The organism is Sphingomonas sp. GW822-FHT03G08 (assembly GCF_058801135.1).
On the sequence record NZ_JBXAMZ010000001.1, the window covers coordinates 3,570,093 to 3,585,280 of the forward strand.

Sequence of the window (15,188 nt, forward strand, 5' to 3'; positions counted from 1 at the left end):
TTCTCCGTGGGTTGCTGCTCCCCTAACGGTCGACTGGAAGATTCCCTTCGCGGTCCATTTCGATCCGACGTCGCTCCCGCCATGCGCGGCGGCGTTCGAAGCGCTCGCGGATCGCCTGGGCCTGCGGGCTCTCGGAAATGGCGCGAGCGATCGGATGCGGATCGCCTTCGTCGCGCAATTGCCGGGCACGAGCGGCGATCTCGGGATGCCGTTCGGCGACGCGGCGACGCAGCGCCTCGCGCTGCTCGGGCGGCATCGCCTCGATATGGGCGCGGATCGCCGCGCGCCGCTCCAGCCGGTGGATGAGGATGGGGTTGGTCTCCTCCGGAACAGCTGACGGAGTCGCCTGCGGCGCCGGTTTTGCCAACCTGGGTCGCGGGGGATGCACCACGGGCGCTGGCCTGGGGGCGGGCGAGAAGACAGCGGCGATGGCGGGGAGCGGATCCGGCAGCTTGCCGAGTACACCCGAGGCTGCCGCCGCAGCGCTGGTGAGCAGCAGCACGCCCGCTCCGGTGAAGAGCGCACGGTGGCGGCGGATACTTCCCCGCAGCGTCCGTCGTGGCGGGGGCAATTGGCCGGCCAGTGCCACCGCCGTCACGTCCCTGGCGAATCCGGCACGCAATGGCGGCGGGCTTGCCCGGTCGAGTGCGGCACGTTCGCCGGCGGTGAAGGGCTCGCCGCTCATGCCGCGTGCTCCAGCGATACCAGACCGCGTGCCGCCAGTGCTTCGCGCATGGCGGTACGGGCTCGAAGCAGGAGGGATTCGAAAGCCTTGAGGTTCATGTCCATCGCGGTGGCTGCGGCGTGGTTCGGCAGCTCCTCATAATAGGTCAGCACGATCGCCGCGCGGTGACGCTCGCGCAAAGCGCCGAGTGCCGCCACCGCCTGCGCCCGTAGCCGCTCGGCATCGAGCAGCGCGTCGGCGGCGGGGCTTTCATCGGCGCGCTCGGGCACGGCTTCGTCGCTGGCGAAGCGTCGGCGGCGTAGCCGATCCAGGCACAGGTTCATCGCCACCCGCGTCAGCCAGGCCGCGATCCCCGAGCGGCCGGTCTTCCATCCGCCCGCCTGGCTCCACAGCCGCAACAATGCTTCCTGCGCCACGTCCTCGGCCTCCGCGGCATCGCCGATCATCCGCCACGCGATGCGATGCAGCCGCTCGGCATGCAGATCGACGAGATGCGAGAAGGCCACCGCATCGCGCCGTGCGATCCGGGCCATCATCGCGTCGTCATCGCCACTCTGCATCAACACCCGACCGGCATAGACTGTCCTGCACTGCAGGGCCTTAACGGCCGGCGGCGCAAAACCCTTCGCGGCTTTTTCGGGTCAGGCGTCGCCCAGTTCGAGGATCACCGCCCACTCGTCCTCGCGCACCGGCGTCACCGAGAGGCGGGACTGGCGCAGCACCTCCAGCTTCGCGAGCCGGGGCTCGGCCTTGAGCATCGCAAGGGTGACAGGCTTGGCTAGCTTGCGCACGGGCTTCACCGCCACGCTCGCCCATTTGCCGTCGTCGCCATCCGGCTGCCAGGCGCGGGTGATCTCCATGATCCCGACCGCAGCCTTCTCCGTGTTCGAATGGTAGAACAGCGCCAGGTCGCCCGGCTCCATCTCCTTGAGGAAGTTGCGCGCGGTGTAGTTGCGCACGCCGTTCCACTCGGTGGCGCCCTCCTTGAGCAGGTCATCCCAGCCATAGACATCGGGTTCGGAGCGCAGCAGCCAGTATCGCATGCCCGGGGCTTAGCCGCCTAAACCGCCGCTTAACAACCGATTCCGAACCAGTTCAGCCACCGGGCGTTATCTCCATAACCTCAGCGCCGCGACTCGTCCCTCCTCGGGCAGCCGGAGGCGCCATCAGTTGAGGAGGATATGATGTTCAAGTTCACGCAGAGGGTGGTGCTCGGCTTCGCCATGGGTGCCGCGGCACTCACCGCCTTCGCACCGTCGGCCGAGGCGCAGCGCTATCGCGGCGGCTATTATGGCGACCGCCACCATTATCGCGGCCATGACGATACCGGCACCGCGATCGTCGCGGGCATCGCCGGCCTGGCCATCGGCGCCGCGATCGCCAACAACAATGACCGCCGCTACGACTATGATCGCGGCTATTACCGCGATCACGGCTACTACCCGACCGACGGCTATTACTACCGCAACCACTACCGCTCGTATCGCGGCTGGTGCGAGACCCGCCGCGTCTGGGATCCGTATCTCGATCGTCCGGTCCGGGTGCGTTACTGCCGCTAACACTTTCAGGGGGGTGGTCACCGGCCACCCCCTTGTTACGCTGCGGCCATGGGCACCGATTCGCACCTGCAGCCGCAGCTCGCCGCCGATCCTTCCGATCCCTATCGGCGGGAGGCCCAGACCTTTCCGGAACTCAATGACGACATGGCCGGGCGCGTCGCCGCGTTCGGCAGCGTCGAGGACTGGCCGGATGGCGGCATGCTGTTCGAGCGGGGCGAGCGCAGCGTCGACTTCTTCCTGGTCCTCGAAGGCGCGGTCGAAGTGCTCGATGCGAATGCCAAGGGCTGCGAGCATGTCGTCCATGTCCATGGGCCGCGCCAGTTCACCGGCGAGCTCGACCTGTTCAACGACCGCAAGATCCTCGTCTCCGCCCGGGCACGACCGGGCACCAGGGTCGCCCGGGTCGAGCGGCTCGATTTTCGCCGGCTGATCGCATCCGAGCCGGATATCGGCGAAGTGGTGATGCGCGCCTTCATCCTGCGCCGGGTGGGGATGATGCTCCATGGCGAGGCGGGCATCGCGCTGATCGGGCCCGCGCACGGCGCCGCCACCGCGCGGATCGAGAGCTTCCTGCGCCGCAACGGCCTGCCGCATCGCCAGATCGACACCGAGACCGACGCCGATGCCGGCGGCTTCCTCGAATGTTTCCAGCTCAGCCCCGAGGATCTGCCGGTGGTGGTGGTCCGCGGCCAGACGCTGCGCCGGCCGAGCAACGGCCAGGTCGCCGATGCGCTGGGCCTCACCGTCGAGCTCGACCCGAGCCATGTCCACGACGTTGCCGTGGTCGGCGGCGGACCGGCAGGGCTCGCCTCGGCGGTCTATGCCGCCTCGGAAGGGCTCGATACCATCGTCATCGAGTCGATCGCGCCGGGCGGACAGGCGGGGACCAGCTCCAAGATCGAGAACTATCTGGGCTTCCCGACCGGCATCTCGGGCCAGGCGCTGGCGGGGCGGGCGCAGGTGCAGGCGCAGAAATTCGGGGCGCGGCTGCTGATCTCGCGCGGCGCGGTGGGGCTCGACTGCTCGCAGACGCCATTCACCGTTCGGCTCGACGACGACACCGAGATCAAGGCCCGCGCCGTGGTCGTCGCCACCGGCGCCCGCTACCGCAAGCTCGACCTGCCCAATTATGCCGCGCTGGAAGGCAATGGCATCTATTACGCCGCGACCAACATGGAGGCCGGGCTGTGCGCCGGACAGGAAGTGGTGGTCGTCGGCGGCGGCAATTCGGCGGGGCAGGCGGCGATCTACCTCGCGCGCAGCGCCGGGCACGTCCATGTGCTGGTCCGCGGCAAGGGCCTGGCCGAGACCATGTCGCGCTATCTGATCGACCGGATCGAGGCATCGGACCGGATCACGCTCCATCCCTTTACCGAAGTGACCGAGCTGGAGGGCGAGCGGCACCTGGAAGGGCTGCGCTGGACCGACCGCAAGACCGGCGAGACCAGCCGCCGCCGGGTGGGGGCGCTGTTCGTCATGATCGGCGCGGTGCCCTCGACCGACTGGCTCGAGGACTGCCTGGCGCTCGATTCCTCCGGCTTCGTGCGGACGGGCAGCGGCGAGACCTTCTTCTGCTCGTCCAAGCCCGGCATCTTCGCGGTCGGCGATGTCCGCTCGGGATCGGTGAAGCGGGTCGCGTCCGGGGTGGGCGAGGGATCGGTGGTGGTCTCGTCGATCCACCGTTATCTTGAAAGCCTGCGCCAATAGCGGCAAAGGGCTCGGCCATGAGTGATACGCCTCCGGACCGCCTGTCGGTCAACCAGAACAGCCCCTTTTTCCAGCGCGAACTGCTGGAGCGCGGCATCGGCATCCGCTTCAAGGGCGTCGAGCGCCGCGACGTCGAGGAATATTGCATTTCCGAAGGCTGGATCCGCGCCGCGCTGGGCAACAAGGTCGACCGCAAGGGCAACCCGCTGACCATCAAGCTGAACGGCCCGGTGGAAGCCTGGTTCGAGCGCCCGGCCGCCGGCGAAGCGGAAGAGACGGCCGAGGGCTGATCTTCGGCCGGTTGGCTGCGCGATTCATTGAATCTCTTGATACCCCCACGCATGCGCGCGGGAGCACGGTTTCGTGCGCCTCGGGGGGTGTTCGACGATGAGAAAGAGCCTGTCGGGGGTGGCAGGCGGAATCCTACATTCCTAGCCCCTCCGCGCAGGAAAGACGGAGCATCAGAATTCCTCGTCACCCTGAACTTGTTTCAGGGTCCAAGGTCGGGCTTGGCCATGGCCTGGCGGATCAGGCGGTATCGCCTGCCGCGCGTTGGATGCTGAAACAAGTTCAGCATGACGGTGAGTTTGGGGCGGCGGTTCGGCAGTTCGCGGGCCGGCGCAGGTTCAGTCCGGACTTTCGAAGCTTGGCTGCCTCACCGGCGTCGCAACCCCGAACATGTTTCAGGGTCCAAGGCTGGGCCGGGCCGTAGCCTGGCGGATCAGGCGGCGTCGCCCGCCGCGCGTTGGATGCTGAAACGAGTTCAGCATGACGGTGGGGGTTGGGGCAGCGGCTCGGCAATTCCCAGACGCGGTGCCAGGTCGTTCCATTCGGGGTTCTGGCGTTCGATCAGGTTGAGCTTCCAGTCGCGGTGCCAGCGTTTGAGCTGCTTCTCGTGGGCGATGGCCGATTCCATGCATTCGGCGACTTCGTACCAGACCAGCCGGTAGACCCGGTGCTCGTGCACGAAGCCACCCGTGATGCCATTACGATGCTGGAAGAGCCGGCCGGGCAGGTCCGAGGTTACGCCGATATAGATCGTGCCTCTCGGACCGCTGGCGAGGATATAGACGCAGGGTGTTCGTTCCCGCGTCATCGGTTCATCCCCCGAACACCGCCCGTGCCGCGTCCTCGAAGGCCTTGAGCGCGGCCATGTGGGGGAAGGGGCCGTGGCTGATGCGGGCCACGCCGGTTTCCGCCACGGCCTTCGCCTCGGGCGCGCCGGGGAAGGCCATGAAGTTGACCGGGAGCGGCACGGCCTTGGCCACGCGCTCGAGCAGCGCCAGGTCGGCCAGGCCGGGGACGAAGAAGCCGCTGGCGCCGGCATCGGCATAGGCCTTGCCCCGCTCGATCGCCGCATCGGCCATCGCCGCGTCATGCGTGTCGCCCGGCGCGATCAGGAAGATGTCGGTGCGGGCGTTGAGGAAGAAATTCGGGCCCACCGTCCAGCGGATCGCGGCGATGCGGGCGGATTGCTCCGCGACGCCGTGCATCACCCGCGCCGCGGTGCCGTTGCTGGCGACGACCTGGTCTTCGAAATTGCAGCCGATCGCGCCGGTGGCGGCAAGCTTCTCGACATTGGCGGCAACCGCATCGGGATCGACGGCATAGCCGCCCTCGAAATCGACGCTGACCGGCAGCGCCACCGCGCCGACGGTGCGCCGGGCATTGGCGAGCGCGAGCTCGAGCGGCAGCGCCTCGGCATCGTCAAAGCCATGCGCGGTCGAGACCGAGGCGCTGCCGGTGGCGATCGCCTTCGCCCCCGCGCGCTCGGCGACGCGGGCGCTGCCCGCGTCCCACACGTTGAACAGGATCACCGGATCGCCGGGCACGTGCAGCGCGGCGAAGCTCTGGAACTTTGCGGACATTTGGGAACCCCTCTTGTTCTCTTATTGTTCTAGATCGGCATCAGAACAACCGCAAGAGTCCGTAGCGTCCTTTTGTGTTGGGTGGCGTTAGCTGGTGCGGGTTTCGCGACAGGTGCCGCGTGTTTGCGCTACCACCCCGGCGCGTGCCGGGGCGGCGGTGCAAGATGGAAGCGCAGTCGGCTCAATGCAGGCGGGTGCTCGCCGGGGCGTTGCGGCGAATCGGGTTCGCCGGGGCGTCCGCCACCTGGAACTGCGCGGCACTGTCGGCCAGTACCTCGACTTCGTCGCTGAGCTTGCGCGCGGTGGCGGAGGTTTCCTCGACCATTGCGGCGTTCTGGCGGGTGGTGGCGTCCATCGTGCCGATCGCGCTGCTGATCCGGCCGATCGCGGCGGCCTGGGTCTGGTTGTCCTCGGCCATGGCGCCGAGCAGCTGGTGGACCTGGGCGACATGCTCCGAGATGCTGCCGAGCGCGCCATCGACCTTGCCGACCGCGCCGACGGCGTTCTGGATGTCTTCCTGGGTGACGGTCAGCTGCTCGCGGGCGCGCTTGGCTTCCTCTTCCGCGCGCATCGCCAGCGCGGAGACGAGATCGGCGACCACGGCGAAACCGCGGCCCGCCTCGCCGGCACGGCCGGCTTCCACAGCGGCGTTCATCGCGAGCACGCGGGTCTGGAAGGCGATCTTGTCGAGGCCCTCGATCACATCGTCGATGCCCTTGGCGCTGTCCGACACGCGTCCCATCGCGCCGACGACTTCATCGGCCACGGTGCGGCTCTCGCGCACGGTGAGGATCGCTTCGTCGGCACGGGCGACGACGCCGTCGGCGCTGATCGCGATCGCCTTGAGCCGGTGGTCCATCTGGCCGATCGCCTCGCTGGTCTGCTCGAGGCTGGCGGCGGTGCTCTCGGTGCGGCGGGCAAGGTCTTCCGACGCGGCGGCGATCTCGCTCGAGGCGAGGCGGATCGCCTCGGTGCCCATGCCGACCGAGCCGATCAGCTTGCTCAGGCTTTCCACGGCCTGGGTGAAGTCGGCCTCGAGCGCGGCATAGGCGGCGGGCAGGTGCCCGGCGATGCCGCTGCGCAGATCGCCCCTGGCGAGCGCGGAGAGGCTGGCGCTGACCGTCTCGATGACGGTGGTGAGCTCGGCCTCGTGGCGCGCGCGCTCGGCGGCGGTGCGCGCTTCGATCTCGGCGCGCTGGCGGGTCTCGGTGTTGAGCGCGTCGATCAGCCCGGCGAGCTGGGCCGAGAGGAAGACGAGCGCACCGGTCTCGGCGATCAGGATCACCGCGTGGAGCAGGATGCGGCCGAGGCCGCCGCCGTTGAGGAACACCCAGTCGGGCACCAGCATGCCGAGCCCGAGATGGTGGAGCGCGACGACGGCCGCGCCGGCGACGATCGCGCGCCAGTCGACCAGCATCGCCGTGGTGGCGAGCGAGGCGAAGAACAGCATGTGCAGGTCGACCTGCCAGGGCTGGCCCTGGAAGACGAACAGCATCACCGCGGGCTGGGCGACCATCGTCATGGTCACCACCATGCGGGCCTGCGCATCGGTGCGGCCGCCCAGCGCCAGCCAGATCGGCCAGGCGGGCAGCGCCAGCGCGAGGAACAGGGCGATGCCCTCATTGCCCACGCTGGTGAAGAAGGTGCCGACGACGGTGGCAAGCGCCATCACGCCCATCAGGGCGGCGAGCAGCTTCATGCCCATGCGGCGCATCGCGTCGAGGGAGAGTTCGGTCATTGCTGGGGTTCCATCTGGAATTCGCCGCAGATGCGCGGCGATACGCTGACGAGAATCATGCCGCGGCGGAGCGCGGCGGGGAGCAGGCGGGCACGATCGCCCTCGACGAAGCGCGAGCGCGGCAGCGGGCCCACGGCGCCCGGGGTCCCGCCGGCTGCCAGGGCGGCATCCTCCACCGTGGCGGCGCTGGCCGGATAGAGCGGCACGAGCAGCATCGTGCCGTTCACGGGCGGCGCGAAGATCAGCAGGCCGGGGGCGAGCAGCAGCAGCGCCTGCCACGCGAGTGCGAGGGGCAGGCGGCCACGCGGCTTGGCTGTCGCCGGAGAGGCTGGGTGCTGGTGCACCCTCCATTATAGAAAAATCGCGGGCGCGCCGGTCCGGTCACGCCCGCGACTGCGGATTTTTCCTGAGGTGCGGCGCCTAGTGGACGAAGCGCGCGACGACGTCGCGGTAGCTGCGGCTCACCTTCACCTGCGCGCCCGAATCGAGCACCAGGAAACACTCGCCATTGGTGTGCGGCTTGACCTGGCGGACCAGGTCGAGGTTCACGATGGTCGAGCGGTGGACGCGCTGGAAGCGGCGCGGATCGAGCCGCTTCTCCAGGTCCTTCATCGTCTCGCGCAGGATCAGCGTGTTGTCGCCGGTGTAGATGCACATGTAATCGCCGGCCGCGTCGATCCGCTCGATCGTGTCGACGTCGACGCGGAAGATCTGGCCGCGATCCTTGATGTTGATGAGCTTCTCGAAGCGGCTCGACGCCATCTCGCCATCGACGGCGGAGGCGGCGATCTCGTCGGCCGCGTCGGGCGCGACTTCGGCGAGTACTTCCTTGAGCTTCTCGATCTCCTCGACGCCGCGCTTCTCGCTCAGGCGCTGGCGCACCCGCTCGATCGTGTCGGCGAGCCGGGCGGGTTCGACCGGCTTCATGAGGTAGTCCATCGCCTGCGCCTCGAAGGCGCGGATGGCATGATCGCTATAGGCGGTCACGAACACGAACAGCGGCGGTTCGACTTCCATCAGGCCCTGGACGACGGAGAACCCGTCGAAGCCGGGCATCTGGATGTCGAGGAAGACAAGGTCTGGCTTGTGCGTCTTGATCGAACGGATCGCTTCGCGCCCGTTCGAGCATTTGTCGATGATCTCGACATCTTCATGTTCCTGGAGCCGGAGCTCGAGCCCCTGAATTGCCAGGGATTCGTCGTCTACCAGGATGGTCCGAATGGTCATGCGGCCTCTCGATTAGGTTCCTCGATCTGGAACGGTATCTCGATCTCAACGCTGAACCCCTTCCCTGGGTCCGAACGCGCTTCAAATCGATGGTCAGGCCCGAAAGCCTGGGCCAACCGCTCCTTGATATTGGCGAGCCCCACGCCGGTTGAAAGAGTCGGCCGCTGCTTGGCTTCGATCAATCCCGGACCCGTGTCGGATACGGTGATCTGCACCCGTTCTCCGGCGAGCCGAGCGGAGACGGTGATTTCGGCGCCCTCTTCCTGCGGGGTCACCGCATATTTGATCGCGTTCTCGACCAAGGGCTGGAGCAGCAGCGACGGCAGCCGCGCCTTGGCGACGCGCTCGTCGATCTCGAACACCGGGCGCAGGCGATCGTCGAAGCGCATCTTCTCGATCTCGAGATAGAGCTTCAGCGTCTCGGCCTCCTGCTGGAGCGTGACATGCGCGGTCGGTTCGTTGGCGAGCGTGTAGCGCAGGAAGGAGGAGAGGCGGCTGAGCATGATGTTCGCCCGCTCGGTCTGCTTGAGCAGCACCAGCGTCGAGATCGAGTTCAGCGTGTTGAACAGGAAATGCGGGTTGAGCTGGTAGCGCAGCATCGCGAGCTGGGCCTGGCTGGCCTGCATCTCCAGCGCCTGCATCTGGTCGATCTGGCGCTCGACCACCAGGTAGAAGTTCACCGCGAAATAGAGCGCCGACCAGCCGGCCAGCACGGTGAAGTTGATGAACACCGTGCCGACGACGAGATTGATCGAGATGCTCGGCTCCGGCATCTTGATGAAGGAATAGATGAAGGCATCGAGCACAGCGTAGATCACGGTGGCGGTGCCGAGCGTCGCCAATGTCAGCAGGATCGCGGGGATGCGCGGCAGCCGGCGGTACGTGCCGTACAGCGTCGAGAGCAGCAGCGTGAGGCAATAGCCGATGATCGCCTCGATGATCACCGCGATCACGCCTTCGACGCTGAAGCCGTTGGACAGCGACACCACGGTGCGCAGCAGCAGATAGCCGGTCCAGCCGCCCGCCTGGAGCATCCAGAAGGCGCGGTTCTTGTCCTCGAAGAACGGACGCGACAGCGCGACCGGAGGCTTTACCGGCTGCGCGAAGAACGGAGAGCTTGGGTCGAGGGTCGCCACGAACCCGCCTCTACCATCGGCGCGGCGCGAGGGCAAAACCGTGAGTGCCCGAAACGAAAACCGCCGCCCCGGTTGCCCGGAGCGGCGGAATTCGTTGCCGTCAGGCGGGTCGCTTAGAAAGCGACGACCAGCGAGCCGGTGATCGAGCGCGGCGTGCCGATGATGGCGTTGCCGACCGAGTAGCGGTTCGGCAGGCCGACGAAGCCCGACGAGCCCGACAGGCCGCCAACGTAGAACCGGTCGAACAGGTTGCTAACGTTGAGCTGGAAGTAGGTCTTCTGGTTGTCGAGCAGCTTGCCCAGGTTGAAGCGGACGTCGAGGTCGACAACCGCATAGGCCGGGATCTTCGCATAGTAGATCACGTACTGCTGCGCGCTCGGGCAGAGACCGCCGCTGATGGTGCCAGCGCAACCATAGACCGGCAGGTTCTCGTCGTTGACGAAGCGCGGGCCGGTGTACTTCGACTGCACGCCGATGTCGAACAGGCCGATGGTGCCCTGGACGCGGCCACCGACGGTCCAGTCGGGCGAGCCGCCTTCACGCTTGCCGGCCGTCTGGAAGTAGTTGACGGTGCCGGTCGAGGTCACGCCGGCCTCGATGTTGTCCTTGATCTTCGAGTGCAGGTACGAAGTGAAGGCATAGACCGTCAGGTCGCGGACCGGACGATAGGCGATCGACGCTTCGAAGCCATACTTATCGACGGCGCCGAGGTTGCGATACACGCTGGTGTCGCTTTCGATGTCGTAGACCGAGACGGTGCGGTTCTGGAACTTGGTGTACCAGCCCGACAGCTGCGCCTGGATGCTGCCGGTGTTGTAGCGGAAGCCACCTTCGAAGCTGTCCGTGGTTTCCGGCACCGGCTTCGCCTGGGGCGAACCGGCCGCATAGTAGAACGAGTTGTACAGGTTGTCGGTGCCCGGGACCGAGAGGCCCTTCGCATAGCTGGCATAGACGCTGTAGCCGTCACCGAACTTGTAGGTGACGCCGACGTTCGGAAGCGCGCGGTTGTAGTTGAAGGTGCGCTTCTGCGGCGGGGCGAAGCCGACGACGCAGGCGCGGGTGGTGATGGCGCACGAACCGGTGGTCGGACGGACGACCGTGCCGACCGTGGTCACGCCCGGCGCGAAGTAGGTGTAGGGGTTGGCGGCCGCATAGGCGGCAACCTGGCTCGGCGAGATGCACGAGACGTTGCCGTTGCCCTGCACGGTGAAGCAGCGCTGGTCGAGACGACGCTCGAAGAACGGTGCACGGACGCCGACCTTGACGATCAGCTTCTCGTCCATGAACTGGCCGCGATATTCGCCCGACACCTGGTTGAGCATCGCGATCGACTTGCGGTCACGCTTCTCGATCAGGGCGCCCTTCGAGTCCAGGATCCCGTTGTTGACCGGGAACACGTCGAACGGCTCGCCGTCGGTGCCGACCAGGCCGGCTTCGCCGGTCTGACGGTGACGACCATAGTCGAAGGTGTAGGTCAGGCGAACGCGGTTGTTGTCGTTCAGGTCGTAGATCAGGTTGGCGACTGCGCCGAAGCGGCGGGTCTGGGTCTGGCTCGGCGCGATCGCGAGGATCGTGTCGAGGGTGTCGCCGTCACCGTTCAGGTCGCGGCCGACATAATAGCCGAAGCCGCCCGGCGAACCGTTGCCGGTGTTGCCGGTGGTGTTGATCACGCCGGTGTAGGTGCCCGCGCCGCAGGTGCGCAGCGTGGTGCTGCCCTGGGTGCCGCAGCCCTCGAGCAGGCTGACCGTGCCGCCGCCATTGGCCTTGGTGTACTGGTAGCTGGCGTCGAGCGTGAAGACGAGGCTGTCGGTCAGCGAGAAGCGCGAACCGAAGCGCAGGCTGCCCGTGTTCGACGGGTTGTAGCGACGATCGAATTCCTGGCCGCAGCTGGCGCCGGCGGTCGGAGCAGCCGGAGCGGCCGACGGCGTGTCGGCGAGACCCGGACGTGCCGCGGTGTTGATCGTGCACGGATAGTTGATGTTGTAGTAGCGCTCGTCGCGGTTCCACGGGAAGCGGTTGGCGCTGTTCGGACCGGTGATGCGGGTGCCCAGGCCCTGGATGAAGGCCGGGGTGGTCGGGGTCGCCGGAACGAGGGTGTAGCTCGCATAGCGATCGGTGCGCAGCGGAACCGAACCGAAGAAGTTGTTGCGGTTCTCGTTGTACTGGCCGGCGAGCGAGACGAAGTCGCCATTGTCGCCCAGGCTCTTGTAGATGCGGCCGTTATACTGCTGCTTCTTCAGGCGGCCATAGTTGTTGAACGGCTGGCGGGCTTCGAGGTTCGAAGCCGAGAAGAAGGCGCGGACGCCGGTGTGGGCGATGTCGCCGGTGTCGACCATGCCGAACATGCGGAACATCGGACGGCTCATGTTGTTGCCGATGCCGATATAGTCACCATAGGTGCCCGACAGCATCGCGCCGAACTGCTCCGAGGGAACGCGGGTGCGGATGTTGACGGTGCCGCCGACGGCCGATGCGGTGGGGCTGTCCACGTCGGTGGTGCCCAGGTTCACGCTCACCGATTCGAGCGTTTCCGGATCCTGCTGCTGGTTGGTGTAGATCGCATAGTTGCCGGTATCGTTCAGCGGAATGCCGTCCAGCGTCTGCGAGATGCGCGAGCTGTCGAAGCCGCGGATCGTGAAGGTGCCGCCCGCGGCGCCCGTCGCGTCGTTGTTCTGGAAGCTGACGCCCGGAACCAGGTTGATGATTTCGTTGACCGTCTGGCCGGGGCGCTGGCGCGAGATCGTCTCGGCGCCCACCGTGACGCGCGTCTTCGGCTCATCGGGGATGGTGATCTGACCCGTGTTCACACGCGAACCGGTGACGACGATTTCCTCGCCCTCGAAGTCCGCGGAACCGGTCGACTGCGCGAAGGCGGCCCCCGGGATCAGCAGCGCGGCAAAAGCCACGCCCGCAAAAAGCTTGGTGCGCATTAGAGGTGTTTCCCTTTCGGTGTGTGCTTATCGTGTGCACTGAACGCGGTGCGGTTCACCGTCGTCGCCGCCCATGCTATTGTTTTATGTCGGTCCTGTGACAGTCAATCCGAGTCATGCTGGGGCGGGCTGTTAATCTGTAATTCAGGATTGTTGCGTTGCAAAAAAGTCACGCCACCGTGGCGACGATTTGCAGCCATTCGCTCTCGGAAATGACGCGAATCCCGAGGTCCGCGGCCTTTTTCAGCTTCGATCCGGCGCCGGGCCCGGCAATCACCAGATCGGTCTTCGCGGACACCGATCCGGCGACTCGCGCGCCCAGCGATTCGGCCTGGGCCTTGGCTTCGTCGCGACTCAGCGCCTCCAGCGTGCCGGTGAAAACTAGCGTTTTTCCCGAGACTTCCGATTCGCGGGTTTCGACGATGTAGGGCGGCGGCGCCACCTCGCGCAGCAGGTCGTCCCACACCGCGCGATTGTGCGGCTCGTGGAAGAAATCCGCCAGCGCCTGGCCGACCGCACCGCCGACATTCTCGACGCCGATATGCTCGGCGATGGCCTTGTCGAGCCGGGCGCGATGCTTGGCCTCGGTCTCGCCGATCTGGGGCGGGGTGGCATCGCGCAGCGCGATCACCTCGTCGGCCAGCGCCTGCAGCGCGGGCAGGGTGGTGTAGCGCTTGAGCAGGTCGCGTGCCGTGATCGCGCCGATATGGCGGATGCCCAGACCGAACAGCAGCCGCGCCGCGTCGGGCGCGCGCTTGGCTTCGATCGCGGCGATCAGCGCATCGACCGACTTCTCCTGCCAGCCTTCGCGCCCGAGCAGCTCCTCGCGGTGCGCGGCAAGGCGGAAGATGTCCGCCGGCTCGGCGATCCAGCCGAGATCGAGGAACTCGACCAGCGTCTTCTCGCCCAGCCCCTCGATGTCGAGCGCGCCGCGGCTGACGAAATGCTTGAGCCGCTCGAGCCGCTGGGCCGGGCAGATCAGCCCGCCGGTGCAGCGGATATCGACTTCGCCTTCCTCCGCCACCGCTTCGGAATTGCAGATCGGGCAATGGGTCGGGAAGGCCCAGGGCTCGCGTGCCTCGTCGCGGGTAAGGTTCTCGACGATCTGCGGGATCACGTCGCCTGCGCGCTGGAGGACGACGCGGTCGCCGGGGCGCACGCCGAGCCGCGCGATCTCGTCGGCATTGTGCAGCGTGGCGTTGGTGACGACGACGCCGCCGACAGTGACCGGCTCGAGCCGCGCCACGGGCGTGAGCTTGCCGGTGCGGCCGACCTGGATGTCGATCGCGCGCAGGATCGTCTGGGCGCGCTCGGCGGGGAATTTGTGCGCCAGGCCCCAGCGCGGGAAGCGGCCGACGAAACCGAGTCGCGTCTGCCAGTCGAGCCGATCGACCTTGTAGACCACGCCGTCGATGTCGAAGGGCAGGTCGGCGCGCACCGCTTCGATCTTCCGGTACTGCGCCAGCGCGGCGTCGAGATCGACGGGGCCGACGAACAGGTCCGAGACCGGGAAGCCCATCGCCTCGATCGCGCGGATCACCGCGACCTGGGTCTCGCCCGGCAGCGCCGTGACTTCGCCCCAGCCCCAGGCCCAGAAGCGCAGGGGGCGCGAGGCGGTTACGGTCGCGTCCTTCTGGCGCAGCGAGCCGGCGGCGGCGTTGCGCGGATTGGCGAACTGGCGGGCTTCCTTGCCGCTTGCCTCGGCCTCGGCGAGCAGCCTGGCATTCAGGGCGGCGAAATCCTCCTTGGCCATATAGACTTCGCCGCGCACCTCGAAGATTTCGGGCGCACCGCTGATCTCATGCGGGATGTCCCGGATCGTGCGCGCATTGGCGGTCACGTCCTCGCCGATCTGGCCGTCGCCGCGGGTGAGCGCCTGGACCAGCTTGCCGTTCACATAGCGCAGCGAGCAGGACAGCCCGTCGATCTTGGGCTCCGCGGTCAGCGCGACCGGCTCGGCATCGCCAAGGTTGAGAAAGCGGCGGACGCGGCCGAGGAAGTCGGCGACATCCTCGTCGTTGAAGCCATTGTCGAGGCTGAACATCGGCCGGGCATGGGCGATCTTGGACAAGGCGCCCGACGGCGCCGCGCCGACCAGCTTCGACGGCGAATCGGCGCGGACCAGATCGGGGAAGGCCGCCTCGATCGCGGTGTTGCGCCGCATCAGCGCGTCATAGTCCGCGTCGCTGATCTCGGGCGCATCCTCGGCGTGGTAGAGCCGGTTGTGGTGCGCGATTTCGGCGGCGAGCTTCTCGAGCTCTGCTGCTGCCTGTTCCGGAGTCTGGGGAAGCGGATTCATGGCGCCGGGGTTAGGCTGGCGGGCCTGCCACGATCAAGC

Annotated in this window: 14 protein-coding genes; 3 read left to right on the top strand and 11 right to left on the bottom strand. The window is 67.2% G+C overall.

Going from position 1 to position 15,188, the window contains the following annotated elements; all coding sequences use genetic code 11:
- Window positions 1-22: 22 nt before the first annotated feature.
- The 3 genes from AC1RJ5_RS16790 to AC1RJ5_RS16800 form a co-directional block, all read right to left on the bottom strand.
- Window positions 23-685, bottom strand: coding sequence for a hypothetical protein (locus tag AC1RJ5_RS16790; RefSeq protein WP_493114491.1), 663 nt, complete (start codon window positions 683-685; stop codon window positions 23-25).
- On the bottom strand, window positions 682-1,245 hold the full coding sequence (locus AC1RJ5_RS16795) for a sigma-70 family RNA polymerase sigma factor (RefSeq protein WP_269576513.1): 564 nt from the start codon (window positions 1,243-1,245) through the stop codon (window positions 682-684). Before AC1RJ5_RS16795 ends, AC1RJ5_RS16790 begins: the two co-directional genes overlap by 4 nt.
- Window positions 1,246-1,326: 81 nt before the next feature.
- Entirely contained in the window at window positions 1,327-1,728 is a 402-nt protein-coding gene (locus AC1RJ5_RS16800; protein ID WP_493114493.1) for an EVE domain-containing protein, read from the bottom strand.
- 141 nt (window positions 1,729-1,869) lie between these two features.
- On the opposite strand from AC1RJ5_RS16800, the gene AC1RJ5_RS16805 reads away from it, so the two are divergent.
- From AC1RJ5_RS16805 to AC1RJ5_RS16815, 3 genes are read left to right on the top strand one after another with little or no spacing between them, the layout of a single operon-like run.
- A complete protein-coding gene (locus AC1RJ5_RS16805; protein WP_184164478.1) occupies window positions 1,870-2,244 on the top strand; it encodes a hypothetical protein in 375 nt (124 codons plus the stop codon).
- Between the two features lie 48 nt (window positions 2,245-2,292).
- Window positions 2,293-3,951, top strand: coding sequence for an FAD-dependent oxidoreductase (locus tag AC1RJ5_RS16810; protein ID WP_493114495.1), 1,659 nt, complete (start codon window positions 2,293-2,295; stop codon window positions 3,949-3,951).
- A 17-nt stretch (window positions 3,952-3,968) separates the two neighbouring features.
- Window positions 3,969-4,241, top strand: coding sequence for a DUF3297 family protein (locus AC1RJ5_RS16815; protein ID WP_269572961.1), 273 nt, complete (start codon window positions 3,969-3,971; stop codon window positions 4,239-4,241).
- 473 nt (window positions 4,242-4,714) lie between these two features.
- On the opposite strand, the gene AC1RJ5_RS16820 is transcribed toward AC1RJ5_RS16815, so the two are convergent.
- The 8 genes from AC1RJ5_RS16820 to ligA all read right to left on the bottom strand — a co-directional run bounded on the left by AC1RJ5_RS16820 (window position 4,715) and on the right by ligA (window position 15,149).
- The gene (locus AC1RJ5_RS16820; RefSeq protein ID WP_493114497.1) at window positions 4,715-5,047 is read right to left on the bottom strand and encodes a GIY-YIG nuclease family protein; all 333 of its coding nucleotides are present in this window, start codon (window positions 5,045-5,047) and stop codon (window positions 4,715-4,717) included.
- 4 nt (window positions 5,048-5,051) lie between these two features.
- A complete protein-coding gene (locus AC1RJ5_RS16825; RefSeq protein WP_493114499.1) occupies window positions 5,052-5,819 on the bottom strand; it encodes an isocitrate lyase/PEP mutase family protein in 768 nt (255 codons plus the stop codon).
- A 181-nt stretch (window positions 5,820-6,000) separates the two neighbouring features.
- Window positions 6,001-7,557 (bottom strand): methyl-accepting chemotaxis protein, encoded by a 1,557-nt coding sequence (locus AC1RJ5_RS16830; protein ID WP_269572958.1) that lies wholly within the window; start codon window positions 7,555-7,557, stop codon window positions 6,001-6,003.
- On the bottom strand, window positions 7,554-7,901 hold the full coding sequence (locus AC1RJ5_RS16835) for a hypothetical protein (protein WP_493114501.1): 348 nt from the start codon (window positions 7,899-7,901) through the stop codon (window positions 7,554-7,556). The genes AC1RJ5_RS16830 and AC1RJ5_RS16835 overlap by 4 nt, the downstream gene beginning before the upstream one ends.
- A gap of 76 nt (window positions 7,902-7,977) precedes the next feature.
- Window positions 7,978-8,784 (bottom strand): LytR/AlgR family response regulator transcription factor, encoded by an 807-nt coding sequence (locus tag AC1RJ5_RS16840; protein ID WP_269572956.1) that lies wholly within the window; start codon window positions 8,782-8,784, stop codon window positions 7,978-7,980.
- A complete protein-coding gene (locus AC1RJ5_RS16845) occupies window positions 8,781-9,818 on the bottom strand; it encodes a sensor histidine kinase (protein WP_269576512.1) in 1,038 nt (345 codons plus the stop codon). Before AC1RJ5_RS16845 ends, AC1RJ5_RS16840 begins: the two co-directional genes overlap by 4 nt.
- 215 nt (window positions 9,819-10,033) lie before the next feature.
- The gene (locus AC1RJ5_RS16850) at window positions 10,034-12,850 is read right to left on the bottom strand and encodes a TonB-dependent receptor (RefSeq protein WP_342251288.1); all 2,817 of its coding nucleotides are present in this window, start codon (window positions 12,848-12,850) and stop codon (window positions 10,034-10,036) included.
- Between the two features lie 169 nt (window positions 12,851-13,019).
- A complete protein-coding gene (gene ligA, locus AC1RJ5_RS16855; RefSeq protein WP_493114504.1) occupies window positions 13,020-15,149 on the bottom strand; it encodes an NAD-dependent DNA ligase LigA in 2,130 nt (709 codons plus the stop codon).
- Window positions 15,150-15,188 lie beyond the last annotated feature (39 nt).

Excerpts from the sequence above, each read along its gene's own strand:
- AC1RJ5_RS16815 (WP_269572961.1), top strand. The coding sequence starts at position 3,969 with ATGAGTGATACGCCTCCGGACCGCCTGTCGGTCAACCAGAACAGCCCC.
- AC1RJ5_RS16795 (WP_269576513.1), bottom strand. The coding sequence starts at position 1,245 with ATGCAGAGTGGCGATGACGACGCGATGATGGCCCGGATCGCACGGCGC.
- AC1RJ5_RS16840 (WP_269572956.1), bottom strand. The coding sequence starts at position 8,784 with ATGACCATTCGGACCATCCTGGTAGACGACGAATCCCTGGCAATTCAG.
- AC1RJ5_RS16830 (WP_269572958.1), bottom strand. The coding sequence starts at position 7,557 with ATGACCGAACTCTCCCTCGACGCGATGCGCCGCATGGGCATGAAGCTG.
- AC1RJ5_RS16850 (WP_342251288.1), bottom strand. The coding sequence starts at position 12,850 with ATGCGCACCAAGCTTTTTGCGGGCGTGGCTTTTGCCGCGCTGCTGATC.
- AC1RJ5_RS16825 (WP_493114499.1), bottom strand. The coding sequence starts at position 5,819 with ATGTCCGCAAAGTTCCAGAGCTTCGCCGCGCTGCACGTGCCCGGCGAT.
- AC1RJ5_RS16845 (WP_269576512.1), bottom strand. The coding sequence starts at position 9,818 with ATGCTCCAGGCGGGCGGCTGGACCGGCTATCTGCTGCTGCGCACCGTG.
- AC1RJ5_RS16800 (WP_493114493.1), bottom strand. The coding sequence starts at position 1,728 with ATGCGATACTGGCTGCTGCGCTCCGAACCCGATGTCTATGGCTGGGAT.
- AC1RJ5_RS16790 (WP_493114491.1), bottom strand. The coding sequence starts at position 685 with ATGAGCGGCGAGCCCTTCACCGCCGGCGAACGTGCCGCACTCGACCGG.
- ligA (WP_493114504.1), bottom strand. The coding sequence starts at position 15,149 with ATGAATCCGCTTCCCCAGACTCCGGAACAGGCAGCAGCAGAGCTCGAG.
- AC1RJ5_RS16805 (WP_184164478.1), top strand. The coding sequence starts at position 1,870 with ATGTTCAAGTTCACGCAGAGGGTGGTGCTCGGCTTCGCCATGGGTGCC.
- AC1RJ5_RS16810 (WP_493114495.1), top strand. The coding sequence starts at position 2,293 with ATGGGCACCGATTCGCACCTGCAGCCGCAGCTCGCCGCCGATCCTTCC.
- AC1RJ5_RS16820 (WP_493114497.1), bottom strand. The coding sequence starts at position 5,047 with ATGACGCGGGAACGAACACCCTGCGTCTATATCCTCGCCAGCGGTCCG.